The organism is Variovorax paradoxus (assembly GCF_029919115.1).
In the GTDB taxonomy this organism is placed as follows: Bacteria; Pseudomonadota; Gammaproteobacteria; order Burkholderiales; family Burkholderiaceae_C; genus Variovorax; species Variovorax paradoxus_O.
Map to the genome: position 1 here is coordinate 3,552,132 of NZ_CP123990.1, position 23,623 is coordinate 3,575,754.

General features: G+C 66.3%; 17 protein-coding genes and 1 pseudogene. 9 read left to right on the forward strand and 9 right to left on the reverse strand.

Annotated elements, in window-relative coordinates:
• The first annotated feature begins 45 nt into the window (after window positions 1–45).
• Genes QHG62_RS17225 through QHG62_RS17235 form a run of 3 tightly spaced genes read left to right on the forward strand, consistent with a single transcriptional unit; the run spans window position 46 to window position 2,117 of the window.
• Entirely contained in the window at window positions 46–645 is a 600-nt protein-coding gene (locus tag QHG62_RS17225; protein ID WP_281146737.1) for a LemA family protein, read from the forward strand.
• A gap of 12 nt (window positions 646–657) precedes the next feature.
• A complete protein-coding gene (locus QHG62_RS17230) occupies window positions 658–1,596 on the forward strand; it encodes a TPM domain-containing protein (protein ID WP_281146736.1) in 939 nt (312 codons plus the stop codon).
• Window positions 1,597–1,598: 2 nt separating this feature from the next.
• Window positions 1,599–2,117: a TPM domain-containing protein gene (locus QHG62_RS17235; RefSeq protein WP_281146735.1), complete on the forward strand. Its 519-nt coding sequence runs from the start codon at window positions 1,599–1,601 to the stop codon at window positions 2,115–2,117.
• Between the two features lie 115 nt (window positions 2,118–2,232).
• Here the strand turns inward: QHG62_RS17235 and pdeM are convergent, their stop codons facing one another.
• Window positions 2,233–2,916 carry a ligase-associated DNA damage response endonuclease PdeM gene (gene pdeM, locus QHG62_RS17240; RefSeq protein WP_281146734.1) on the reverse strand — a complete coding sequence of 228 codons (684 nt, stop codon included), beginning with the start codon at window positions 2,914–2,916 and terminating at the stop codon, window positions 2,233–2,235.
• Between the two features lie 80 nt (window positions 2,917–2,996).
• On the opposite strand from pdeM, the gene trxC reads away from it, so the two are divergent.
• On the forward strand, window positions 2,997–3,446 hold the full coding sequence (gene trxC, locus QHG62_RS17245) for a thioredoxin TrxC (protein WP_281146733.1): 450 nt from the start codon (window positions 2,997–2,999) through the stop codon (window positions 3,444–3,446).
• 15 nt (window positions 3,447–3,461) lie between these two features.
• Here trxC and QHG62_RS17250 read toward each other — a convergent pair whose 3' ends face one another.
• Together QHG62_RS17250 and QHG62_RS17255 are read right to left on the reverse strand one after the other, a co-directional pair.
• Entirely contained in the window at window positions 3,462–6,212 is a 2,751-nt protein-coding gene (locus tag QHG62_RS17250; RefSeq protein ID WP_281146732.1) for a ligase-associated DNA damage response DEXH box helicase, read from the reverse strand.
• Window positions 6,213–6,296: 84 nt separating this feature from the next.
• Window positions 6,297–7,133 (reverse strand): annotated as a pseudogene (locus QHG62_RS17255) (type IV pilus twitching motility protein PilT); the annotation flags it as partial.
• A 51-nt stretch (window positions 7,134–7,184) separates the two neighbouring features.
• Between QHG62_RS17255 and QHG62_RS17260 the strand changes: the two are divergent.
• Window positions 7,185–7,886 (forward strand): YggS family pyridoxal phosphate-dependent enzyme, encoded by a 702-nt coding sequence (locus tag QHG62_RS17260; protein ID WP_281151688.1) that lies wholly within the window; start codon window positions 7,185–7,187, stop codon window positions 7,884–7,886.
• A 3-nt stretch (window positions 7,887–7,889) separates the two neighbouring features.
• On the opposite strand, the gene QHG62_RS17265 is transcribed toward QHG62_RS17260, so the two are convergent.
• The 4 genes from QHG62_RS17265 to QHG62_RS17280 all read right to left on the reverse strand — a co-directional run bounded on the left by QHG62_RS17265 (window position 7,890) and on the right by QHG62_RS17280 (window position 14,515).
• Window positions 7,890–10,415, reverse strand: a complete 2,526-nt coding sequence (locus tag QHG62_RS17265) for a hypothetical protein (protein WP_281146777.1) — start codon at window positions 10,413–10,415, stop codon at window positions 7,890–7,892.
• A gap of 108 nt (window positions 10,416–10,523) precedes the next feature.
• The gene (locus QHG62_RS17270; RefSeq protein WP_281146778.1) at window positions 10,524–11,759 is read right to left on the reverse strand and encodes a WD40 repeat domain-containing protein; all 1,236 of its coding nucleotides are present in this window, start codon (window positions 11,757–11,759) and stop codon (window positions 10,524–10,526) included.
• Window positions 11,760–12,082: 323 nt separating this feature from the next.
• Window positions 12,083–13,870: a type IV secretory system conjugative DNA transfer family protein gene (locus QHG62_RS17275; protein ID WP_281146779.1), complete on the reverse strand. Its 1,788-nt coding sequence runs from the start codon at window positions 13,868–13,870 to the stop codon at window positions 12,083–12,085.
• Between the two features lie 171 nt (window positions 13,871–14,041).
• Window positions 14,042–14,515 (reverse strand): Lrp/AsnC ligand binding domain-containing protein, encoded by a 474-nt coding sequence (locus QHG62_RS17280; RefSeq protein ID WP_281146780.1) that lies wholly within the window; start codon window positions 14,513–14,515, stop codon window positions 14,042–14,044.
• Window positions 14,516–14,603: 88 nt separating this feature from the next.
• Between QHG62_RS17280 and QHG62_RS17285 the strand changes: the two genes are divergently transcribed.
• The 4 genes from QHG62_RS17285 to QHG62_RS17300 all read left to right on the forward strand — a co-directional run bounded on the left by QHG62_RS17285 (window position 14,604) and on the right by QHG62_RS17300 (window position 20,463).
• On the forward strand, window positions 14,604–17,582 hold the full coding sequence (locus QHG62_RS17285; protein WP_281146781.1) for an L-glutamate gamma-semialdehyde dehydrogenase: 2,979 nt from the start codon (window positions 14,604–14,606) through the stop codon (window positions 17,580–17,582).
• A gap of 132 nt (window positions 17,583–17,714) precedes the next feature.
• Window positions 17,715–18,986, forward strand: coding sequence for a Glu/Leu/Phe/Val family dehydrogenase (locus tag QHG62_RS17290; RefSeq protein ID WP_281146782.1), 1,272 nt, complete (start codon window positions 17,715–17,717; stop codon window positions 18,984–18,986).
• 29 nt (window positions 18,987–19,015) lie between these two features.
• The gene (locus QHG62_RS17295; protein WP_281146783.1) at window positions 19,016–19,669 is read left to right on the forward strand and encodes a nucleoside/nucleotide kinase family protein; all 654 of its coding nucleotides are present in this window, start codon (window positions 19,016–19,018) and stop codon (window positions 19,667–19,669) included.
• A 98-nt stretch (window positions 19,670–19,767) separates the two neighbouring features.
• The gene (locus QHG62_RS17300) at window positions 19,768–20,463 is read left to right on the forward strand and encodes a DUF2242 domain-containing protein (protein WP_281151689.1); all 696 of its coding nucleotides are present in this window, start codon (window positions 19,768–19,770) and stop codon (window positions 20,461–20,463) included.
• 22 nt (window positions 20,464–20,485) lie between these two features.
• Here QHG62_RS17300 and rocF read toward each other — a convergent pair whose 3' ends face one another.
• Both rocF and QHG62_RS17310 read right to left on the reverse strand, forming a co-directional pair.
• Window positions 20,486–21,409: an arginase gene (gene rocF / locus QHG62_RS17305; RefSeq protein WP_281146784.1), complete on the reverse strand. Its 924-nt coding sequence runs from the start codon at window positions 21,407–21,409 to the stop codon at window positions 20,486–20,488.
• On the reverse strand, window positions 21,406–23,454 hold the full coding sequence (locus QHG62_RS17310) for a prolyl oligopeptidase family serine peptidase (protein ID WP_281146785.1): 2,049 nt from the start codon (window positions 23,452–23,454) through the stop codon (window positions 21,406–21,408). Before QHG62_RS17310 ends, rocF begins: the two co-directional genes overlap by 4 nt.
• Window positions 23,455–23,623: the final 169 nt, after the last annotated feature.

A 23,623-nucleotide genomic window follows, 5' to 3' on the forward strand; every position in this document is an offset into this window, starting at 1 on the left:
GAGCCATCTATGCTAACTTCCGGCTCTTCTGCGGAGGTAATGAAAATGATGCTGAAACGGTGGCTCTTGATTCTTGCTGCGGTCCTGTCCCTGAGCGGATGCGGCTACAACCAGTTCCAGTCGCTCGACGAGACGAGCAAATCGGCCTGGAGCGAGGTGCTCAACCAGTACCAGCGGCGTGCCGACCTCGTGCCCAACATCGTGGCCACCGTGAAGGGTGAGGCCAGCTTCGAGCAGGACACGCTCACCAAGGTGATCGAGGCGCGGGCCAAGGCCACGTCGATCCAGGTGACGCCCGAGACGCTGAACAACCCCGAGGCGTTCAACAAGTTCCAGCAGGCGCAGGGCGAGCTCTCGTCGGCGCTGTCGCGGCTGATGGTGGTGTCGGAGCGCTACCCGGAGCTGAAGGCCAACCAGGCTTTCCGCGACCTGCGCGTGACGCTGGAAGGCACCGAGAACCGCATTACCGTGGCGCGCAACCGCTACATCCAGACGGTGCAGGAGTACAACGTGCTGGCGCGCAGCTTCCCGACGAACATCACGGCCAAGATCTTCAGCTATGAGCCGAAGCCCAACTTCTCGGTGCAGAACGAAGCGCAGATCTCGACGCCGCCGACCGTCGATTTCAGCGCTCCCAAGAAGTAAGACAGCCACTCGATGGCCCTTGTCCTGATACGCCGCGTGCTGGCCGCCGTTCTGCTGGCGGCCACGGCGTGGGCCGGTCTTGCGGCCGGTGCATGGGCGCAAGACCTTCTGCCGGTGCCCACGCTCACGGCGCGGGTGATCGACCAGACGCAGACGCTGGCCGAACCGGAGCGCGCCGACCTCGATGCCAAGCTGGCCGCCTTCGAGCAGCGCAAGGGCTCGCAGATGGTGGTGCTGATGGTGCCCACCACCCAGCCTGAAGACATTGCGAGCTATGCCAACCGCGTGGGCAACGCCTGGAAGATCGGGCGCAAGGACGTGGGCGACGGCATCCTGGTGATCGTGGCCAAGAACGATCGCAAGATGCGCATCGAAGTGGCCAAGACGCTGGAAGGCGCGGTGCCCGACCTGGCCGCCATTCGCATCATCGACGAAGAGATGAAGCCGCGCTTTCGCAACAACGACTTTGCGGGCGGGCTGAACGCGGCGGTGGCCCGGCTCATCGGCCTGGTCGACGGCGAGGCGCTGCCCGAGCCTTCCAGCGGTGGAGACGAAAGCTCCGGCTTCGGCGACGGTATCGACTGGGAGAACCTGGCGATCTTCCTGTTCGTCGGCGTCTTCGTGGCGGCGCCCATCGTGCGCTCGGTCGTCGGCAAGAAGCTCGGCTCGGTGGTCATGGGCGGCGGCATTGGCGCGATTGCGTTCTTCATCACGACCAGCATCGTCATCGCGGTGCTGGCGGGCTTTGTGGCGCTGATGGTTTCGCTGTTCTCGGCGGCGGCTGCATCGGCCCCCACGCGCCGAGGCCGGGGTGGTGGCGGCGGCGGCTGGAGCGGCGGTGGTGGAGGCGGCGGCTGGAGCAGCGGCAGCGGCAGCAGCGGAGACAGCGGCGGTTTCAGCTCCGGCGGCGGCGGCGATTTCGGGGGCGGCGGCGCCTCGGGGGACTGGTAGGCATGGCAACGCTTTTCTCCAGGCTCGGCCGCATCTGGCGCCACCAGTGGATGGACGAGGCCGATGTGCGCCGCGTGCTGCCCGACGCCGCCATGGAGCGCCTTGCCGCGCGCGTGGCTGCAAGCGAAAGGCGCCACAGCGGCGAGATCCGCATCTGCGTGGAGGCGGGCCTGCCCTGGTCTTACCTGCGGCGGGATGCCTCGGCGCGCGAACGTGCCGTCACGATGTTCGGCAAGTTGCGCGTGTGGGACACCGAGCACAACAACGGCGTGCTCATCTACCTGCTGCTGGCCGAGCACGCGATAGAGATCGTGGCCGACCGCGGCATCAACGCACGGGTCAGTGCCGCCGAATGGTCCGCGATGACGCAGCGCATGGGAGCGGCGTTTCGCGAAGGGCGGTTCGAAGACGGGATCACGCAGGCGCTCGAAGAAATGTCGGCCTTGCTGGTCGAGCACTTTCCGCTGGCGGACGATCAGCCCGATACCAACGAGCTGCCGGACGCGCCCGTGGTTCTTTGAATTTCTCCCTCCCCTCCCGGGGGAGGGCCGGGGTGGGGGCAAGCGGCGCTGGCGATGGGTGCGCTCTGCCTGCCCCCATCCCAGCCTTCCCCCGGAGGGGGAAGGAGCGAAGACCTCAATCCGGCGCCGGTAGCGCCCACACCGTTTCACCGCCCACCGCGTAGAAGCGCCGCCCGGGCGCCCGCTCCAACAGCCATCCGCCCGTGAACTCGCCGAACGCCGGCAGCACGGCCTGCTGGTCATCGCTCACGAAACACGGCAGCCGCACGCTGTCCCGACCCGGCCCGTAAAGCTTGCACACCGGGTGCAGGTGCCCGGCCAACACGAAATGGGTGGCATGCGATTGCGGGTGGTGGCAGCAGGCGAAGGGGCCGAGCAGATAGGGCTCGTCGACCACCTCAATGTCGAGGGCCTCTGGCGGATCGCCCGCACGGCTGTCGTGATTGCCCCGCACCAGCGTCATGCCGACGACCCGGTGCGCGGCGCGCCAGTCGGCGAGCGCGGCCAGCACTTGCGGCGTGCGCGCCTGCGCCGCATGCATGAAGTCGCCGAGAAACACGATGCGCTGCGGCGCATGGGCAGCGATCAATCCATCGAGCCGCGCCAGGTTCTGCTGCGTGGTGCCGCCCGGCACCGGCTGCCCCAGCGCCCGATAGGTCGCGGCCTTGCCGATATGCAAGTCGGCGATGAACAGCACACGGCCGTCGGGCCACCAGATGGCACGTTCGGGCAGCAGATGAAGCAGTTCGCCGGCCCACCGGAGCGGCAGGGCCGACGAGGAAAGTTGCGGGGAAGTCACTGGCACCAAGTGTCGCAAAAGCCGGCGGGTGCGGCCGGCCGTCACTTGCAATTCACCCCCGCGGACCCCAGTTCTTCGGCATGACCGAAACGCCATCGCTGCACATCGTCTGCCCGCACTGCCACACGACCAACCGCGTGCGCGCGGCACAACTGGGCAGTGCGCCCGATTGCGGCAGTTGCCATCGCCCGCTGTTCGCCGGCCATTCGACCGCGCTGCCGGACGAAAAGACCTTCGACCGCCACATTGCACGCAATGAAATTCCGGTGCTGGTGGACTTCTGGGCGCCATGGTGCGGCCCCTGCCGCCAGATGGCGCCGGCCTACGAGCAGGCTGCGGCCCAGCTGGAGCCGCGGGTGCGGCTGGCCAAGGTCGATACGGAGGCCGTGCCCAACCTGGGTGCGCGCTTCAACATCCGCAGCATCCCCACGCTGGCGCTGTTTCGCGGTGGCCGCGAGGTGGCGCGGCAGGCCGGTGCCATGGGCGCGGCGGACATCGTGCGCTGGGTCAAGGCGCACGGCGCGGGCTGAGCCGGGCGGCTCACCTCAAAGTGGCGGCAAAGGCCGTGAGCGGCGCGAGGGCGGCCTGCGCTGGCGCTGCGGCGCGGGTGGCTTGCCCGGCCCTTCCTGGCCGAACGCGAGCGTGCTCTTCACGCGTTCGATTCCTCCGGCGGTGACCACGCCGCCCGCGGCTTTTTCGAGTTGCTCGACCATGCGCGCGATGCGGTCGGCCACGTTCTCGTTCGACAGCTTTTCGCGGAACAGCTCGACCATGAGCGGAAAAGAAAACGGCGTCGGCCGCTCGAGCGGCCTCAGCACCAGCTGCTGAGTCGCCATGCGCGCGAGGCTGGCACGCAGCCGGCCTATTTCGAGCTCTTGCGCGAGCAGTTCCTGCTCGGCCTGCAGCAGCAGCTTGTTGGCGGGGTCGTACTTGCGGAACACCTCCCAGAACAGCGACGACGAGGCCTGCAGCTGCCGGTTGCTGCGCTTCTCGCCGGGGTAGCCCTGGAAGATGAGGCCCGACACACGCGCAATTTCGCGAAAGCGGCGCTGCGCCAATTCGCCCGCGTTGAGCGAAGCCAGCACTTCGTGCAGCAGTTCGGCGTGCGCATCTTCGCCTTGCGGCAAGCGCAAGACCTGCGGCAGCAGCGCGGGCCAATCGACCGGCACGGCGCTCAGCAGTTCGAAGCCGTAGTCGTTCACCGCAATGGAGAAGGTGCGCGCATCGTGCTGCGCCACGCGCCAGGCCAACAGGCTCGCGAGCCCCAGGTGCACGTGCCGCCCCGCGAACGGATAGAGGAACAGGTGCGAGCCCTCGCGCGTCGTCAACGTTTCGGCCAGCAGGGTTTGCGGCGTGGGCAGGGCCGACCATTGCTGCTGGATCTCCAGCAGCGGACGCACGCACTGCAGTTCGGGTGAGTCATAGCGTCCTTCGCCGGCCAATGCGAGCTGCTGCACCACGGCATCGGCCAGCGTGGTCGAAAGCGGCATGCGCCCGCCGTTCCAGCGCGGCACCGCGGCGCGCTTGCCGGTGGCGCGCCGCACCCAGGCCGTCATGTCGTGGATGCGCACGAGCTCGAGCAACCGGCCGCCGAACAGGAAGCAATCACCGGGCTTCATGCGCGCAACAAAGCCTTCTTCGACGCTGCCGATCTTGCCGCCGCCCATGTACTGCACGGCCATGCTGGCATCGCTCACGATGGTGCCGATGTTCATGCGGTGCCGGCGTGCGAGCCGCGCGTCCGGCACGCGCCAGACGCCTTCCGCATCGGGCACCGCGCGGCGGTAGTCGGGATACGCGGCCAGCGAAGGGCCGCCCTGGGAGACGAAGGACAGGCACCACTCCCAGCTCTCCCGCGAGAGCCCTGCATAGGCCGCGGTGCCGCGCACTTCTGCATAGAGGTCGTCGGGCACGAAGCCGCCGCCGAGCGCCACCGTGACGAGGTGCTGCACCAGCACGTCGAGCGGCTGCACCGGCGTGTGGCGCGCCTCGATGTGCCCTGCCGCAATGGCCGCGCGCGCGGCAGCCCCTTCGACCATCTCGATGCTGTGCGTGGGCACGAGCGTGATGCGCGACGGCCGGCCCGGCGCATGGCCCGAACGCCCGGCGCGCTGCAGCAGCCGCGCCACGCCCTTGGGCGAGCCGATCTGCAGCACGCGCTCGACCGGCAGGAAGTCGACGCCCAGGTCGAGGCTCGATGTGCAGACCACCGCCTTGAGCTCGCCGCTCTTCAGGCCAAGCTCCACCCACTCGCGCACCGCGCGGTCGAGCGAGCCGTGGTGCAGCGCAATGGTGCCCGCCCATTCGGGCCGCGCCTCGAGCATGGCCTGGTACCAGATCTCCGATTGCGACCGCGTGTTGGTGAACACCAGCGTGGTGCTGCTGGCGGCAATTTCATCGAGCACTTGCGGCAGCATCGTGAGCCCCAGGTGCCCTCCCCACGGAAAGCGCTCGGCGCGGCCGGGCAGCAGCGAATCGACGACCAGCTTCTTGGGCACCGCGCCCTGAACGAGCACGCCCTCCTCGTCGCCGAGCAATGCGCGCATGGCCTCTTGCAGGTTGCCCAGCGTGGCCGACATGCCCCACACCGCGAGCCCCGCGTTCCAGCGCCGGAGCCGCGCAAGCGCCAGTTGCACCTGCACGCCGCGCTTGTTGCCGAGCAGCTCGTGCCATTCGTCGACCACCACCATCTTCACGCGGCCGAGCACCTCGCTGGCATCGGCGCGCGCGAGCAGCAGCGAGAGGCTCTCTGGCGTGGTGACGAGCACGGTGGGCAGGCGCTCGTTCTGCGCTGCGCGCTCGGTGGACGATGTGTCGCCGCTGCGTGCGCCGGCGCTCCACGGATGCACCTCGGCGCCCAGCGCTTCGAGTGGCTGCTTGAGCGCACGCAGCGTGTCGGCCGCGAGCGCGCGCATGGGTGTGAGCCACAGCACCGTGAGCGGCGGCGCTGTGGGGCGCGCGGTTTCCTTCTTGGCTTGAGAGAAGACTTGAAGCGCGCCAAGCCACACGGCGTAGGTCTTGCCCGCGCCGGTGGTGGCATGCAGCATGCCGGACTTTCCTTGCGCGATGGCTTTCCACACATCGCGCTGGAACTTGAAGGGCTTCCAGCCGCGAGCGGCAAACCATGCATCGAGCGCCGCCTTGACTGCTGTCTTGCTCCTTCCCCTCCCGGGGGAAGGCTGGGATGGGGGCAAGCGGCCTTCGACAAGCGGCTGGCCTTTGTTGCGCCGCTTGCCCCCACCCCTGCCCTCCCCCGGGAGGGGAGGGAGAAATTCGGGGTCCACCGGCGCAGTCATGACGGCAGCAGCGCAGCCAGGCGCCACCTTGGCCTCGCGAATCAAATTGCGGATGGCGGGCGTGCCCAGCATGATCTCGTGCGCCGCCACGCGGCCCTGGCCGTCCTTGGTCTTGCACAGCGTTTGCGAGATCACGGCCTGCAGCGACTCCGACAGCATGGCGCGGATCATTTCCTTTTCCTCGCCCGGGAACACGTCGATGATCCGGTCGATGGTCTTGGCGGCCGACGAGGTGTGCAGCGTGCCGAACACCAGGTGGCCCGTTTCGGCGGCGGTCATTGCCAGGCGAATGGTTTCCAGGTCGCGCAACTCGCCCACCAGAATGGCGTCCGGGTCTTCGCGCAGGGCAGAGCGCAGCGCGTTCGAGAACGACAGCGTCATCGGCCCCACTTCGCGCTGGTTGATGAGGCACTTCTTCGATTCGTGCACGAATTCGATCGGGTCTTCCACCGTGAGGATGTGGCCGTACTCGTTTTCGTTCAGGTAGTTGACCATCGCGGCCAGCGTGGTCGACTTGCCCGAGCCCGTGGGCCCCGTCACCAGCACCAGGCCGCGCGGCTTGAGCGCCAGTTCCGCGAAAATCTTGGGCGCGTTGAGCTGCTCCAGCGTCAGGATCTTCGAAGGAATGGTCCGGAACACGGCGGCCGCGCCGCGTGCCTGGTTGAAGGCGTTCACGCGAAAGCGGGCGAGGCCGTCGATCTCGAAGGAGAAGTCGACCTCCAGAAACTCTTCGTAGTGCTTGCGGTGGGTGTCGCTCATGATGTCGTACACCATGGCGTGCACCGCCTTGTGGTCGAGCGCATCGACGTTGATGCGCCGCACGTCGCCATGGACGCGAATCATCGGGGGCAGGCCGGCCGACAAATGCAGGTCGGAGGCTTTGTTCTTGACGCTGAATGCCAGCAGTTGGGTAATGTCCACGGGGCTCCTCGGCTCGAGTTCGGTGACGTTTTGATACGATTTTGGACGATTATGACGATGATTGGCGACGACCTCCAGCAAGTAAAGAACCGGATCGAAAGGGCCTGCGCCTCCGAGGGGCGCAACCCGGCCGAAGTCCGGCTGCTGGCGGTGTCCAAGACCTTCGGTCCGGAGGCCGTGCGCGAGGCCCACGGGGCAGGCCAGCGGGCGTTCGGCGAGAACTATGTGCAAGAGGGCCTGGACAAGATCGAGGCGCTTTCCGATCTGCGTGCGGAGCTCGAGTGGCACTGCATCGGCCCTCTGCAAAGCAACAAGACGCGGCCCGTGGCCGAGCATTTCGACTGGGTGCACAGCATCGACCGGCTCAAGATTGCCGAGCGCCTTTCGGCACAGCGGCCGGTGCATTTGCCGCCGCTGCAGGTGTGCCTGCAGGTCAATGTGGACGGCGGCGCGAACAAGTCAGGTGTGCCTCCGGAAGAGGCTCTGCCGCTTGCGCGCGCTGTGGCGGCTTTGCCACATTTGCGGCTGCGTGGGGTCATGGCCATTCCGGAACCGGCGCCGGATTTCGCCGCGCAACGCGAACTGTGCCTGCGCGCCCGTGCGGTTTACGACGCCATTCGGGCGGCGGGCATCGAGATCGATACGCTTTCGCTGGGCATGAGTGCCGACCTGGAAGCCGCCATCAGCGCGGGTAGCACGATGGTTCGCATAGGTACGGCCATCTTCGGTGGGCGGCCGCAAAAACCTGCCTGACAATCAGGGGCCGCCCAGCACCGAGCCCTGTTGCTGGTTGGCTTGCGCTACGGCCTGTGTCCGAATCTCGCTCATTATTTGCTCCCGCTGCTGGTCGGTTCGCAGGATGTGCTGATCGCTCTGCTGAACGCTGGGTGCGGGCTGGCTGATGTCCATCTGTGCTGGCACGGCAAAGAGCGAGCGGGAGGCGAAGACCACCGACTTGTCGCCAATATAAATACCCGACAGGTCTTTCTCCGTAATTCTCGACCGGTGGCAGGCGGCCGTGCCTTGGGCCAGGCGTTCTTCGGAGGTGCCCTTCGGGAGGAGGTCTTTGAGGGTGCTGTACAGCGCAGTTTGGGGATGGCTCGGGTCGCTGAAATCGCGCAGAAGCGGGCGGCTCGTGTCAGCCACAGCCGTTGCGGCCGTTGCGGATATCGGATCCCGTTCATCGCGCCGCTCCAGGCCGACTGGCCTGTGCTGCTCGGCCATGCGTGCCACCTGCTGCCGCATCGCGGCCAATTCGGCGTGCGCCGCCGCAATGGCTGCCGCAGCGGGCTGGGCCATCGGCTGCGAAGCCAGGGGCGTGGCGGCGCGCTCCTCGGGGGCGCCTTGACGGTTCGGCACATGCTCTCCTCGGCTCGGGGCCGGCGCCTGCTCCTGCACGGGTTCCTGCGCGCGTTCCGGCGCACGCTCCTGCGCGCGCTCCACCGAAGGCTGCAGCGTCCTTTGAGGACTCGGCTCGTTCCTGAACCGCTCCCTGTCCTGCGCCTGCGCGATGCCCAGGTCGCGCATCAGGGCCTGTTCCTGCGCTTGGTGCACCCGGTACAGCGGACTGCCTTTTGTCCGGTGGATTTCATCGAGCTTGCCCACCGGCTGCAACGAGCCCGCAGAAATCTGCTCGGGCTCGTCGCGGCGACGGTGCGCCTCGGCAAAGCTCATGCCGCCCGGCGTGGGCACGATGCGCGATTCATGCGTGATGATCTGGGGAATGGGTTCCTGCTGCGCAGGAGCCCTTGCAGGCGCAGGCACCACGTCAGCCTGCGACGGCGGCACCAGCCCCTGCTCGTTGACGGGTGTGCCGGCGGCGTCGAAGTAGCGCTCGTGTCCGACGCGCCCGCCGCTGCGGTCAAGTTCATAGATGACGGTGCGCGGCTCGCCTGCCACCTCTTGCCCGCTGTTGATGGTCACGGTGCGGTGGCCGGTTTCCGCATCGTGCATCACCCACGCGCGGCTGCCGTCCTCGCCCACGAAGTCGAAGCTCGCGGCGCCATTGGCGTGGGTCTGGATGCTGACGGTGGTGTAGGTGCCGAGGCCGCTTCCTGCCTCCACCACCACGGGTGCCAGAGCCGGGTCTTCCGGAGTTGCGCCCCCGGTGCCCGCCGAAGCGGCGGGGCGCATCTGATAGTCGGCCACGCTTTGCGCCGCGCTCCCCTTCAGGACCATGCGCCCCGCGGTGTCCATGCCCGAGGCGAAGACGCTCGCCGGGCCGGCCTGGAACTGATCATCTACCCGTTGGCCGGAGAGGCGCGCCTCCATGATGGCGCCGGTCGTCTCGTCGCGCCAGGTGGTGACCTGCACGGCGGGTTGCCGGGTTTGCGCCGTGCTGCCCGCGCCGGCGACGGTGGCTGTTCCGGAGTGCTCGTAATACGTGCCGTCGACCGCATAGCCCGCGGGGCTCAGGCCATGCATGACGTTCCACTGACCTTGCCCGATGCCTTGCTGAACGACCTGAGCGGTTTCGGCCGGCGTGAGGTGGGCCTGCCAGCCCAATGCCTTGACGGCCCGCGCGGGGCTGTCGATGTAATTGGCGACAGCGCTCGCGGCGGCGTCGGCTGCCGGTTCCGTCAAGGCCTCGGCGCCATTGCCGATGAGCTTGTCCGCGATCCAGGCGGCGCCTTCGCCAAGGACCTTGCCGCCCAATTTGCCGGTCAGCGATTCAGCCATGGCCATCGCGCCTTGGGTGCCGATATCGGCCAGTCCGCCGGCCAGCAGGGCGTTGCCGGTGTTGACCGCGGCCACCACGCCGCCCGGCTTCCAGGGTTCAGGGCCCACGCGCAGGCTGCCGATGCCGGGGTCGCCGTTGGCGGGGTGGGGCGTGCGGACATCGAGCACGCCCGTGTCGGTGCTAGCGTCGGGTGTCCATTGGCCGGTCCAGGCGTTCAGGGTGACCGTGCTGCCGACATTGACCTGTGAGTTGGTTCCGCTGCGTAACTCATAGGACGCTGCGGAAAAGGCCAAGCCGACCGCACCTTCGGCAGCGAAGCTGACGGTGGCGTTGTGGTAGGGGCTTTCGTCGCTGCCAGCCAGACCCTCAACCAGCATCACTGTCTGATTTACAGGAGCGGCCGGCTCGCTGAATCCCCCTGCCTGCGGGCCGCGGATGATGCGCACGGTGTCCGAGAAGATGTTGGTGTCTTCAATCTCTTTTTGCGTCACCAGATCCAGGCGGGGCATTGCCCTTGGCGTGCCGGTGATGACCAGTTCATTGGTGGTGGGGTTGAAGAAGGCTTTGTAATCAATGCGGACGCTCTCCACGTCTCTCGGCAAGGTCAATCGATTCGCAGGCACCGCTACAAATCCTGTAGGCGGTGGCGTATCCCTGTCTGGACGCGTCAGGGCCAAGAATTGGGCCGTGGTCAAAGTTCTCATGCTTACTTACTCTCCCTTGGTGGCGCGCTGCAAAGCCGCAGCATCGATCCGATAGAAAAGAACCCGATTGATCACAGCCGCCGCCAGGATGGCGCTTGGCTTGTGCACGGCAAGGCGCGATACGTCGCGAGGCGAGCGCACTGTCGCCACGATGCGGCGTTGCGTCGCGTCCCAGAAATGAAAGTCAGAGGCCACACCAACCATGACGTCCGAGGCAGGAACGGCAGTCAAGTCGCCCGAGTTACCACGCGGTGCATCGGCTGGAGGATGAAGAACGTCTATAGGAGTGCGCTGTGCGCGAACCCAGTCCAGCTGGGGCGGGTTCTCGATCTCGCCAAGCGCCGCGAAGTCCCTCTTCGCATCCCACACCCGGATGGGCGACATGCCGAAGGACACGAGCTTGCTGCCATCGGCGCTGTAGGCCACACCGTTGAGAGGAGTGGCGCTGAACAAGACCTTCTTGATGGCATTTCGCTCAAGATCGGCAATGACGATGGCCGTTGCGCCCGTCCAGTTCGTCAAGCCAAACTTCTCCGCATCGCGAAAAAACTGCAGTGCCCCCAAAGAGACCTCATCGCGGAGCGGGTTGCAGCTCATCGTCTCGTAAGAGCGTCCAACTTGTGGCCGGTCGTTGAAGGGATGTGCAAGATCAAGTTCGCTTTCGAGTGCTCCAGATGGCAAGCCGTACACTGCGACGCCTGTCGCACGCAGTACGGCCAATGTGCTGCCGTTTGCCAGCACGCACATGGCTCTTGACGTAGCGCCTATGCGCCTTGTTCCCGGACCTTTGATCTGGGCCACTTCCCGCCGCTGGACAACGTCCCACACCCGAGCGAGCACATAGCGATCCTTGTCATTTCGCGCTGCGATCTCCGCGGCCTCATCGATGCTTTCTGGAACCTTGAGCTCTCCATGCTTGACATCCTGGTAGTCCTGGACGATCAGATACTTTCCATCCGGGCTGAACAGCAGGTCCTGCCCCGAGTGATTCCCTACCCAGCGCTTGCTTGGCACCGAGAACACAGGCTTCTTCGTATGCACATCCCACACTTCCACAACATCGCGCATGAAGTAGCCCACCGCCAGTAGGCGGCCATCGGGATGCCAAGCCAACGATTGAACGGTGTAGGGAAGTTCCAGCACACCTGTTTCTTCCATCACGGGTGTGGCGCGCGCGCTGCAACCGTTCAGGAAGAGGAGCGCCAGCACCGCCACGCCGGCGAAAAAGGTCTTGATGGTCATGGGGCCGCCCCTGCTGCTTCTTCGCTTGCGACGTGCAGCGGCAAGGGCCATCGATCTGCCGGAACGGCCACAAAGCCCGGCGGTGGCGATGGCGACCGGGTGAGCCCCAGCAGTTGGGCAGTCGTGAGTGTGGTCGACATGATTTTTTCTACTCCCTGGTGTGTCATTTGCGAGGGCGCTCAGCGCCCGCGATGCAATTTGTAGATATGAATGAGCCGGTCAGGGGTGTCACCGATCACCAGTTGGCAAAGGTCTGACGTTCGCGATCTGTGACATGAAATCCCCGCCGCAATCCAGCCGCAATGGAAGTGCACAGTCTTATTTCATCCACCCTGTTCAAGAACATGCCGTCCTTGCTCCGTTGCATGGACAGGGACCTTGAATCGAGTCTCCGAAGTCGATGCCTTGATCTCCACCGGCGCCATGCTCGCCCGCTCCTTGAAAACCTTGTCCTTGAAGAACCAGTTCTTGTTCGCCCGGATGGGCTTGCAGCCTTCATAGAAGATCAACTCCTCGTCGGCGGGCAGCTCCTTGATCTCCTGCGGCAGAAACAGGGCCCGGCGCTCTTCGGTGTGGTTGGTCGAGACCTGGTTGGAGCCGCCGCCTCGGCTGGTGCTGCGGTGCTCCTTGCGGATGGTCTTGTAGCCCAGCATCTCGCTGTATTCGGCCGCATCGCTTTGCTCGCGTGGCGCAAACACGATCTGTGCGCCGTGATTGGTGATGAAGTTCTGTGCGTCGTTGTCGCCGTAGGCCGAGCGCAGCTGCGCGCGGCTTTGCACGATGCACAGGTCGCGCACGCCGTAGCTGGCCGAAATCGAGATGCGCTTGGCCCACACATCCACTCGCCCCATGGCGGTGAATTCGTCCATCAGCATGAGCATCTGGTATTTCAGGTCCGGCTCGTCACCCAGTTGCTTGGTAAGGTTGTTGCCGATCACGCTGCTGAAGAAGATGTTCAGCAGCTTGCCGCTTTCGTCGAGCTTGTTGGTCGGGATATCGACGTACAGGGTGGTCGGGCGTTTGCGGATGGCGGTAATGTCGAAGTCGGTGGCGTTGGTGGCCGCGGCCAACACCGGACTGAGGAACTGCTGCAGCGGCGCCTGCATGGTGGCGATCACCGACGAGAAAGTCTGCTCGGCCAGGCCCGCGAGGTTGCCGAACACAGTGCGCGTTTGCGTGCTGATGAAGCGGGACTGCTGCGGTTCGTTCAAGATCGCCTTGAGCATTGCCAAGGTGCCCTGGCCGTCGGCGCCGCTGGACAGGTGCAGGATGCGTTCGAGACTGGGAAAGTTCTCGTCGGTGTTCGGGTCCTGTGCGCGCCCGAGAGTCCGGCCCCAGTTGTCCCATGCCTCGAACATGTAGGAGGCGAAGGCGGTGAAGGCGGCGCGGCCCTGGCTCGTCCAGAAGGGGTCTTTGCCGGGCTCGTCCGGGTAAAGAATGGCGGCGATGGTCTGGATTTCGCCAATGCGCTTGCCCGCATCCATGCCCACCAGCAGGGTGAAGGCGTTGAAGCGATGGGTCTTTCCCTGGTCGTCATAGGGGGCCCACACATAGATGGTGTGACCCTGCGACTCGCGCCAGCCGCTGGTGGCTTTGCGCAGCTCGCCCTTGAGGTCGAGCACGACCATCGAGTGCAAATACGACAACAGCACCGGAATGGCAATGCTGGTGGTCTTGCCTGAACGGGTCGGGCTGACCGTGATGACGTGCTGGGCACCGCCCAGCCACAGGTACTGGCCTTTGTACTTGCCGATGAGGATGCTTTGCGGGGTCTGCGCGAGCAGGCCGGCTTTCTTGAGATCGGAAAGTTCGGCGAAGCTGGCGTCGCCGTGCAGGGATTCGGCCTTGGCCCGAAAGAGCGGGATGAGCAATGCGGCCCAGCCCAACAGCGGTACGCCGAAGCCCATGGCGCCGCTGAGCTTGATCTTGGTGGCGTAGGGCGCGTACTGCGGCAGGCCTGCCGCCTGCATGTATTGCCACCACGTGTTCCAGGCCAGCGGTGCGTCTCGCAGATCGAGGATGAGCAGAACAAGGTAATTGGAAAGGAACCAGCCACCTGCCAAGACCCCCAGAAGTACCGCCAACGCGAAAAGTACCTTGCTTGTGCTCATATGCTGAGTCACCTCCCTTTTAATAAGGAAGTGCTTATACAAGCCGGGTCAGCCGCGGCAGGTTGTGCAGTGGCCCGTCGAACACAAGACTGCGGCCCTGTTGCCAACTTCTTCATGGAAAGCACGACTGACTGAGTAGCCGCCGCTACCCTTTGCTCGCGTTGTCGCGCGCTATATACCCAGCGGCAGCCGCGCGCTGCTCTTCACTTCTTCCATCACCGCGTAGGTGCGCGTCTCTCGCACGCCGGGCAGCTGCCACAGCACCGTGCCCGCAAAGTCGCGGTACGCCGCCATGTCGGCCATGCGGGTCTTGAGCAGGTAGTCGAAGCCGCCCGCAACCATGTGGCATTCCATGATTTCGTCGCGCGCGTGAACGGCGGCCTTGAACTGATCGAACACGTTGGGGGTGGTGCGGTCGAGCAGGATTTCGACGAACACCGTCAGGCCGCGCCCGAGCTTGTGCGGATCGAGCCGCGCCTCGTAGCCCTGGATGAAGCCGTCGCGTGTGAGCCGCTGCACCCGCGCCAGCACCGCGGTGGGCGAGAGCGCCACCGCCTCGGCCAGCTTGAGGTTGGTAATGCGTCCGTCATCCTGAAGAATCTTCAGCAGCCGGATATCGATGCGGTCCAGGTCCAGGTCGGGCATTGGTGAATTATCCGGTTTGCGCATCGTTTTTTGGCAAAAGATTCGGCCTATATCCAAAGACCATAGGGGATAGAACCAAGGAACTGCCATGCACCTGCCCACCCCCTACCGCCCTGAAGCGGATGTCGTCTCTCACCGGCTCGCCTCGCTGGCGGGCGCACTCGATTGGGCCGCGGCGGCCAGCGCCGCCAAGCCTTGGGTGGAGGCGGTGCGCCGCCATCCGCCGCCGTTCTGGGCCATGGAAAGCCTGCTGCGCGAGTACCCGATTTCGAGTGCCGAAGGCCTGGCGCTCATGCGCCTGGCCGAGGCGCTGCTTCGCGTGCCCGACGCAGCCACGGCCATTGCGCTCACGGCCGACCAATTGGGCCGAGCCGACTTCGAAGGCACCGCCGATTCGACGCTGTCGCGCCTGTCTTCCGCCGCCATTGCGATGTCGAAGAAGTTCCTGCCTGAAGGCGACCACCCGCCCGGCCTGATGGCCAAGCTTGGCGCGCGCACGGTGGTGGCTGCCACGCTGCGCGCGGTGCAACTGCTGGGCCGCCAGTTCGTGCTGGGCCAGACCATTGCAGAGGCCATGGACGAGGCCCGCTCTGCGCACCGCAAGCAGGGTGCGCTGCGCTTCAGCTACGACATGCTCGGCGAAGGCGCGCGCACCGATGCGGATGCGCTGCGCTACCTCGAGAGCTACACGCAGGCCATCGCGGCCATTGCAGGCGGGGCCGACGCGGCGCGTGCGCCCGAGCACAACGACGGCATTTCCATCAAGCTGAGTGCGCTGCATCCGCGCTACGAATACACGCAAAGCGAGCGGGTGATGCGCGAGCTGGTGCCGCGCGTGTGGCAGCTGTGCGAGCTGGCGGCGGCTGCCAACCTCAATCTCACCATCGACGCCGAAGAGGTCGACCGGCTGGAACTTTCGCTCGATGTGTTCGAGGCGCTGGCCGCGCGCGTGGCCGCCGAACAGCCGCAGTGGCGCGGCTTTGGCCTTGCACTGCAGGCCTACCAGACGCGCGCGCTCGAACTGATCGAGCACGTCACTTCGGTGGCGCGCAAACACGGCCTGCGTCTGATGTGCCGGCTGGTGAAGGGCGCCTACTGGGACGCCGAGATCAAGCGTGCGCAGGAGCTCGGCCTGCCGCACTACCCGGTCTTCACGCACAAGCACCACAGCGACATCAGCTACCTGGCCTGCGCACGCGCGCTGCTTTCGGCGCCCGATGCGATCTATCCGCAGTTCGCCACGCACAACGCGGGCACCATCGCGGCCATCCTGCAGATGGCCGAGGCGGCCCAGGCACCTTTCGAACTGCAGCGGTTGCATGGCATGGGCGAGGGCGTCTACCGCGAAGTGATGAAGAGCACCGCCGCGCCGGTGCGCGTGTATGCCCCGGTGGGCCAGCACAAGGACCTGCTCGCCTACCTCGTGCGGCGCCTGCTCGAGAACGGCGCCAATTCATCGTTCGTGAACCAGCTGGGCGATGAAGACGTGGACATCGGCGAACTACTCATGTCGCCCCTCTGGCTCGAACCGACGAACGCCGCCTTGCCGCTGCCGCCGGCGCTCTACGGCCCACCGCCTGCGCGGCGCAACAGCGAGGGTGTGGACCTTGCGGTCGAGTCGATGCGTGCGCCGCTGCTTGCGGCGCTGGATGCCACCGCCGTACCCCGGGTCGAAGAGTTCGACCCCGCCAGCACAGCAAAAGCGGTTGCCGCCAGCGCAGCCAGCTTTCGCCACTGGCGCAAGACGCCGGTCGAGGCCCGCGCCGCCATGCTGCGCCAGGCCGCCGACGCACTGCAGCGCGAACTGCCGCGCTTCTGCGCGCTGCTGGTGAAAGAGGCGTTCAAGACGTGGGGCGATGCGGTGGCCGAAGTGCGCGAGGCCATCGACTTCTTGCGCTACTACGCAGATGAAGCGGAACGCATCATGCAACCCGTGGCGCTGCCCGGTCCTACCGGAGAAAGCAACGAGTTGCGGCTGACAGCGCGCGGTCCGTGGGTGTGCATCAGCCCGTGGAATTTTCCGCTCGCGATCTTCATGGGCCAGGTGGCGGCGGCGCTTGCCACCGGCAACACCGTGCTGGCCAAGCCGGCCGAGCAAACGCCCGCCGTCGCGCTCGAAGCCGTGAAGCTGCTGCATGCCGCCGGCGTGCCGGCCGATGCGCTGCAACTGCTGCACGGCCCGGGTGAAACGGTGGGCGCCGCGCTGGTCTCCGCGCCGGGCGTGGCAGGGGTGGTGTTCACCGGCTCGACGCAGGTGGCGCGCATCATTCACCGCGCGCTTGCCGCAAAAGACGGCCCCATCGTGCCGCTGATTGCGGAGACCGGCGGTATCAATGCGATGCTGGTCGACTCGAGCGCGCTGCCCGAGCAGGTGGTCGATGCCGTGGTGCAGAGTGCATTCCGTTCGGCCGGCCAGCGCTGCTCGGCATTGCGGCTGCTGGTGCTGCACGATGGCATTGCCGACGCGGTGATCGAAATGATCCGCGGCGCGGCCGGGGAAGTGGCGGCCGGCGACCCGGCGCTGCTGTCGACCGATGTGGGCCCGGTGATCGACAGCGAAGCAGCCGACAACATCCGGCGCAATTTGAAGCGGCTGGATTCGGAGGCCAAGCGTCTTCTCGCGCCGGCTTCTTCTTCAACGGATGCGGAAGGCAACCTGATTGCGCCGCAGGCCTACGAGGTGTCTTCCATCGAAAGCGTGACCAGCGAGATCTTCGGCCCGGTGCTGCAGATTGCACGATGGGGCCACGGCGCGCTGAGCGACCCCGCGGAGGTGATCGAGCGCATCAACGCGCTGGGCTACGGCCTCACGCTCGGCATTCAGACCCGCATCGATTCGCGCGCCCAGGCGCTGGCCTCGCGTGCGCACGTGGGCAACATCTATGTGAACCGCAACATCATCGGCGCGGTGGTCGGCGTGCAGCCTTTCGGCGGCGAGGGCCTGAGCGGCACCGGGCCCAAGGCAGGCGGGCCGCACTACCTGTACCGCTTTTGCGCCGAGCAGACGGTCACGGTCAACACCACCGCGGCCGGCGGCAATGCCGCATTGCTGAGCGCCGTTGCATAGAGCGCCAAGGCGCGGGCGGCCGCGGGGTCAAACCTCTCTTGCATAACCGCCTTCGCGGCGCGCATAAGCCATGGCGCAGCGGGCGCGAGAGGTCTATTGTTGCGGCCATCCGTTCAAACCAAGGGTTCTCTCATGAGTGAAAAGCTCTCCTTCGTCAATCCGACCGCCAACAGCCCCTGGGGCACGTACCTCTCGCAGGTCGACCGCGTGGTGCCGTACCTCGGCCCGCTGGCCCGCTGGGTCGAAACGCTCAAGCGCCCCAAGCGCGCGCTGATCGTCGACGTGCCGATCGAGATGGACGACGGCACCATCGCCCACTTCGAGGGCTACCGCGTGCAGCACAACATGAGCCGCGGCCCGGGCAAGGGCGGCGTGCGCTTCCACCCCGACGTCACGCTCGAAGAGGTGATGGCCCTGTCGGCCTGGATGACCATCAAGACCGCCGCGGTCAACCTGCCGTACGGCGGCGCCAAGGGCGGCATCCGCGTCGACCCCAAGAAGCTTTCGCTGCAAGAGCTCGAAAAGATCACCCGCCGCTACACCAGCGAGATCGGCATCATCATCGGCCCGCACACCGACATTCCCGCGCCCGACGTCAACACCAACGGCCAGATCATGGCGTGGATGATGGACACGTATTCGATGAATGTGGGCGGCACCGCCACGGGCGTGGTCACCGGCAAGCCGCTGCACCTGGGCGGCTCGCTCGGCCGCGTCAAGGCCACCGGCCGCGGCGTGTTCGTTACCGGCCGCGAGGCGGCCCGCCGCCTCGGCATGGACCTGCGCGGTGCGCGCATTGCGGTGCAGGGCTTCGGCAACGTGGGCTCGGTTGCGGCCGAACTCTTTGCAGAAGCGGGCGCCAAGATCGTCGCGGTGCAGGACCACACCGGCACCATCGTCAACACCAACGGCCTCGACCTGGCAAAGCTCATTCCCATTGCCAACAAGGAAGGCGTGGTCGCCTTCAAGGGCGGCGACGTGGTGCCGAACGAAGCCTTCTGGGACACGGCGTGCGACATCCTGATTCCGGCCGCGCTCGAAGGCCAGATCACGGCCGAGCGCGCGCAGAAGACATCCGCCAAGCTGGTGCTCGAAGGCGCCAACGGCCCCACGGTGCCGCAGGCCGATGACATCCTTGCCGAACGCGGCGTGCTGGTGGTGCCAGACGTGATCTGCAATGCCGGCGGCGTGACGGTGAGCTACTTCGAATGGGTGCAAGACTTCTCGTCCTTCTTCTGGGACGAGGACGAGATCAACGTGCGGCTCGACCGCATCATGATGAACGCGCTCAACCAGATCTGGGACACGGCCGACAAGCACAAGATCACGCTGCGTACGGCCACCTATGCGGTCGCCTGCGAACGCATTTTGATGGCTCGCCAGGAACGCGGTTTGTACCCCTGATTCGCTGAGGCAAGTTGTACGCTCGGGGGATGAGCACCACCCCCGAGCAACAACTCCCCTCGATTCCCGCAGACGGCCTGGCCCGCCTGCAGGCCCTGATGGCCGGCGGCCAGCGCAAGCTGCTCGGCCTCGTCGGCGCGCCCGGCGCGGGCAAGTCCACGCTCGCAGCGGCACTGCGCCGCGCCGCAGGCGCCGACCGCGCACAGGTCGTGCCGATGGACGGTTTTCACCTGGCCAATGTCGAGCTGCAACGGCTCGGCCGCGCCGGCCGCAAGGGCGCCCCCGACACCTTCGACAGTGCCGGCTACGTCGCGCTGCTGCAGCGGCTGCGTGGGCAGGGGCCGGGCGACCCCATCGTGTACGCGCCCGAGTTCCGCCGCGAGATCGAAGAGCCGATTGCCGGCGCCATCGCGGTGCTGCCAGAGACCCAGCTGGTCATCACTGAAGGCAACTACCTGCTGCACGATGCCGGGCCTTGGGCGGGCGCCGCGGGCATGCTCGACGAGGTCTGGTATGTCGACATCGACGATGCGGTGCGCGAAGAACGCCTGCTGAAGCGCCACCAGCAGTTCGGCCGCAGCCCCGAAGCCGCGCGCGACTGGGTGGCTGGCACCGATGCGCCCAATGCGCGGCTCATTGCTGCAACGCGCGGGCGCGCGCACTTCGTGCTGCACTGGTCCTGAAAATCTCCCGTGCAGTTGGGGAACATCGGCGCGGCGCAATGCTCGAAGCTTCGCCGACGGCGCTGCAAGGCCAGCCGGTTAGCATTCGCCGCCGCTTCATGACGACCATGCACCCCAATTTATCTTCCTCTGCCTTTTCTGCTTTTCATTTCAAGGTTCTAGCGCTCGGATTGTTGTCCGCCCTGGTGCTCGCCGGTTGCGGCAGCAGCAGTTCGCGCCGCGTCTCCTACGAGACCGAGGAGTTCGACTCCACCACCACCCACACGCGCACCTACACGGCCACCGAAGCCCAGACCTGCGAAGCCGCGCGGCGCGCACTGCTGAGCCAGGGCTACATGATCAACGCCGCCAACTCCGACCTGGTGACGGGCCGCAAGAGCTTCCAGCCCGCGGCCGAAGTGCATGTGGAGGTCGAGTTTCGGGTGGTGTGCGCGCGCGAAGGCGGCAAGTCGGGCAAGCGCAGCACCGTCGCCTTTGCCACCGCGCTGCAAGACCGCTACGGCATCAAGAAGGTCAACAACTCGGCCAGCCTGGGCGTGGGCGCCATCGGTTCGCTCTCGCTGCCCTTTGCGGGCAGCGACGACGCCATGGTCAAGGTGGCCAGCGAAACCCTCACGGACGAGCTCTTCTACGACCGCTTCTTTGCGCTGCTCGACCGCTTTCTGGAAGGCCAGGGCGGCGAAGAACCGGAGGCGCCCAGCGTGGCGCCCGAAGCGCCGCGGCCGGCCGCGCCGCTGAACCCCGGAGCGCCCGCCACCACCTTTCCGGTGAAGCCGGTGCCCAGCCCGGGCTGATTGCGCGTCCGCGCCAGGGCGGTCAGCGCACCAGCGTCGACTTTCCGAACAGGCTCTCGATCAGCTCCACGGCCACCTCGCCAGTCTGGTTGCGCACGTCGAGCGCCGGGTTGAGCTCCACCACATCGAGCGAGCCGAGCCGGCCGGTGTCGGCGATCATCTCCATGCACAGCTGCATCTCTCGGTAGGTGGGGCCGCCGCGCACGCCGGTGCCTACACCGGGCGCGATGTTAGGGTCGAGGCAGTCGAGGTCGAAGCTCACGTGGAGGTGGGTGTCTTCGTCCACGTCCTGCAGCGCCTCGGTCATGGTGGTGCGCATGCCGTGCTCGTCGATGTGGCGCATGTCGAACACGTTGAGCCCCAGCGTGCGAATGGCCTCTTTCTCGTCGGCATCGACGCTGCGGATGCCGATGAAGCGGATGGCGTCGTGCTCCAGCGCCGCGCGCTCGCCGCTCCAGCCGGTGAGCACTGCCGGCCCGTGGCCCAGCAGGCACGACACCGGCATGCCATGCAGGTTGCCGCTCGGGCTGGTGGTTTCGGTGTTCACGTCGGAGTGCGCATCCAGCCACACCACGCGCAGCTTCTTGCCGCGCTTGCGCGCATGCCAGGCCACCGCGCTGATGGAGCCGATGGCCAGGCAGTGGTCGCCGCCCATCATGAGCGGCACGTGGCCAAGGCCCAGTGCCGTGTCGACCGCTGCGTAGACCGAGCGGTTCCACGCAATCACCTCGTCCAGGTGGCGCAGGCCGTTGGCAGGGGCGGTCCACGGTGTGGCCGGGCCCGCGAGGTTGCCGCGGTCGAGCACCGCAAAGCCCTGCCGCGCCAAGGCCTCTGGCAGGCCGGCCACGCGCAGGGCGTCGGGCCCCATGCCGGCGCCGCGCACGCTGGCGCCGATGTCGGTGGGTGCGCCGATCAGTTCGAGGGTAATGCCGTTGTCGTTGCTCATGTCGATGGCCCGATGTGCTTCCACAGGTAGGCGTAGCCCAATGCGTCCATGAAGGCGGATTCCTTGTTGTCCGTTGCCGCGCTGTGGCCGCCTTCCATGTTCTCGTAAAAGCTGGCGTCGTAGCCCATGGCGGCCAGCTTTGCGTACATCTTGCGCGCATGCACCGGGCCCACGCGGTCGTCGCGGGTCGATGTGGTGAAGAGCGCGGGCGGGTAGGGCTGGCCCTTCTTCGCGTTCTCGTAGGGCGAGAAGGCCTTGATCCACGCCCATTCTTCCGGCTGGTCGGGGTCGCCGTATTCGGCAATCCACGAGGCGCCCGCCGACAGGTGCGTGTAGCGCTTCATGTCGAGCAGCGGCACCTCGCTCACGATGGCGCCGTAGAGCTGCTGGTACAGCGTGAGCATGTTGCCCATCAGCAGCCCGCCGTTGCTGCCGCCCATGGCGCCCAGATGCGGCGGCGACGTGATGTTGCGCGCAATGAGGTGCTCTGAAACGGCCGCAAAGTCTTCGCAGGTGCGCAGGCGGTTTTGCTGCAGCGCGGCCTGGTGCCAGCGCGGGCCGTACTCGCCGCCGCCGCGGATGTTGGCGACCACGTAGACGCCGCCCTGCTCGAGCCATGCGCGACCAATGGCGCCGCTGTAGCTGGGTTGCAGCGAGATCTCGAAGCCGCCATAGGCGTATTGCAGCGTGGGGTTCTTGCCGTTGGCCTCAAGGTTCTTCGGCGCGATTTCGAAATACGGCACGCGCGTGCCGTCCTTCGACGCGGCGAAGTGCTGGCTCACGCGGTAGCGCGAGGCGTCGAAGAAGCCGGGGCTGTCTTTCAGGGGCTCGGGCTCGCCCTTGCCGATGGTGCCCATGTAAAGCGTGGTGGGCTGCAGGAAGCCGCTCACGGTCAGAAAAAAATCGTCGTTCTCGTCTTCGTCGATGCCGCCGGCCGCAATGGTCGAAAGCTCGGGCGCGCCGCCCAGGCTCTCGCGCTTCCATTCGCCGGCTTGCGGGGTGAGCACTTCGAGCTTGTTCACCACGTCGTGCATCACGTTCAGGATCAGGTGGTTGCGGGTCCACGAATGGTCGTCGAGCGCGGTGGTGTCGTCGGGCTCGAACAGCACCGTGAGCTCGCGCTTGCCCGCCATGTAGTCGTCGAACTTCGCGGCCAGCAGCGAGCCCGGCTTGTAGGTGGTGCCGCCCACGGTCCAGGGGCTGCGCGGCTCGACCAGCATCCACTCGCGGGTGATGTCGGCGTTGGAATCGTCGGGCACATCGATCTTCACGAGCCGGCCGTCGGCGTGGCGCAGCCAGGTCTCGCTGTCGTAGAAGTCCATCTGGCGCGAGACAAAGTCGCGCTCGAAGCCCGGCGTGTTGTCGCGCCAGGCGCTCACGGTCATGTCGTCGGCGCTGCCTTCGTACACGGTCAGTGCACTCTCCAGCGGCGTGCCGCGCTTCCATTCCTTGACGATGCGCGGGTAGCTCGAGCTGGTCATCGAGCCCGGGCCGAAGTCGGTGGCCACGTAGAGGTGGTCGATGTCCTTCCACGCCACGTTGCTCTTGGCCTCGGGCAGCGTGAAGCCGCCTTCGACAAACTGCTTGAGCTCCAGGTCGAACTCGCGCACCACGTTGGCGTCGGCGCCGCCGCGCGAGAGCGAAACCAGGCAACGCTTGTATTCGGGCTGCAGGCACTGCGCGCCGTGCCACACCCAGTTCTCCTTGTCGACATCGGCCAGCGCGTCCAGGTCGATCACGGTTTCCCAGGCGGGCTGGGGCTTGCGGTATTCGGCCAGCGTGGTGCGCCGCCACAGGCCCTTGGGGTTCTTCTTGTCGCGCCAGAAGTTGTAGAACAGCGGGCCGATCTTGCGAACCATCGGAATGCGGTCGTCCGAATCGAGCACTTCGAGAATGCCTTTCTCCAGACGCTCGAAGGCCGGCGACTGCGCGTAGCGCTGCACCGTCTTCGCGTTGTGCTGGCGCGCCCAGTCGAGTTGTTCGGCGCCGTCGATGTCTTCGAGCCACAGGAACTCGTCGGTCTGCATGGAAGAGGTTGAAGTCATTGCCGCAGTGTACGAATCCGGCGTGAAAGAAGAGATGTCCCTGACGGCCCGTCGGAAGCTATTGAATTCATAGCGCGATGCACCAGGGGCTCGGGACAAACCCGCGTTCGACGGATTCGCCCCTGTTCGCGGGGCTGCCCACGGGTATCCTGCCGAACGGCGCCTGCGC

What these genes read in the sequence shown, in the direction of transcription:
- QHG62_RS17275 (WP_281146779.1), bottom strand. Translation starts at nt 13,870, where the DNA reads ATGAGCACAAGCAAGGTACTTTTCGCGTTGGCGGTACTTCTGGGGGTC.
- QHG62_RS17250 (WP_281146732.1), bottom strand. Translation starts at nt 6,212, where the DNA reads ATGACTGCGCCGGTGGACCCCGAATTTCTCCCTCCCCTCCCGGGGGAG.
- QHG62_RS17230 (WP_281146736.1), top strand. Translation starts at nt 658, where the DNA reads ATGGCCCTTGTCCTGATACGCCGCGTGCTGGCCGCCGTTCTGCTGGCG.
- rocF (WP_281146784.1), bottom strand. Translation starts at nt 21,409, where the DNA reads ATGAGCAACGACAACGGCATTACCCTCGAACTGATCGGCGCACCCACC.
- QHG62_RS17235 (WP_281146735.1), top strand. Translation starts at nt 1,599, where the DNA reads ATGGCAACGCTTTTCTCCAGGCTCGGCCGCATCTGGCGCCACCAGTGG.
- QHG62_RS17225 (WP_281146737.1), top strand. Translation starts at nt 46, where the DNA reads ATGATGCTGAAACGGTGGCTCTTGATTCTTGCTGCGGTCCTGTCCCTG.
- QHG62_RS17295 (WP_281146783.1), top strand. Translation starts at nt 19,016, where the DNA reads ATGAGCACCACCCCCGAGCAACAACTCCCCTCGATTCCCGCAGACGGC.
- QHG62_RS17310 (WP_281146785.1), bottom strand. Translation starts at nt 23,454, where the DNA reads ATGACTTCAACCTCTTCCATGCAGACCGACGAGTTCCTGTGGCTCGAA.
- QHG62_RS17270 (WP_281146778.1), bottom strand. Translation starts at nt 11,759, where the DNA reads ATGACCATCAAGACCTTTTTCGCCGGCGTGGCGGTGCTGGCGCTCCTC.
- QHG62_RS17260 (WP_281151688.1), top strand. Translation starts at nt 7,185, where the DNA reads ATGACGATGATTGGCGACGACCTCCAGCAAGTAAAGAACCGGATCGAA.
- trxC (WP_281146733.1), top strand. Translation starts at nt 2,997, where the DNA reads ATGACCGAAACGCCATCGCTGCACATCGTCTGCCCGCACTGCCACACG.
- QHG62_RS17300 (WP_281151689.1), top strand. Translation starts at nt 19,768, where the DNA reads ATGACGACCATGCACCCCAATTTATCTTCCTCTGCCTTTTCTGCTTTT.
- QHG62_RS17290 (WP_281146782.1), top strand. Translation starts at nt 17,715, where the DNA reads ATGAGTGAAAAGCTCTCCTTCGTCAATCCGACCGCCAACAGCCCCTGG.
- QHG62_RS17280 (WP_281146780.1), bottom strand. Translation starts at nt 14,515, where the DNA reads ATGCCCGACCTGGACCTGGACCGCATCGATATCCGGCTGCTGAAGATT.
- QHG62_RS17285 (WP_281146781.1), top strand. Translation starts at nt 14,604, where the DNA reads ATGCACCTGCCCACCCCCTACCGCCCTGAAGCGGATGTCGTCTCTCAC.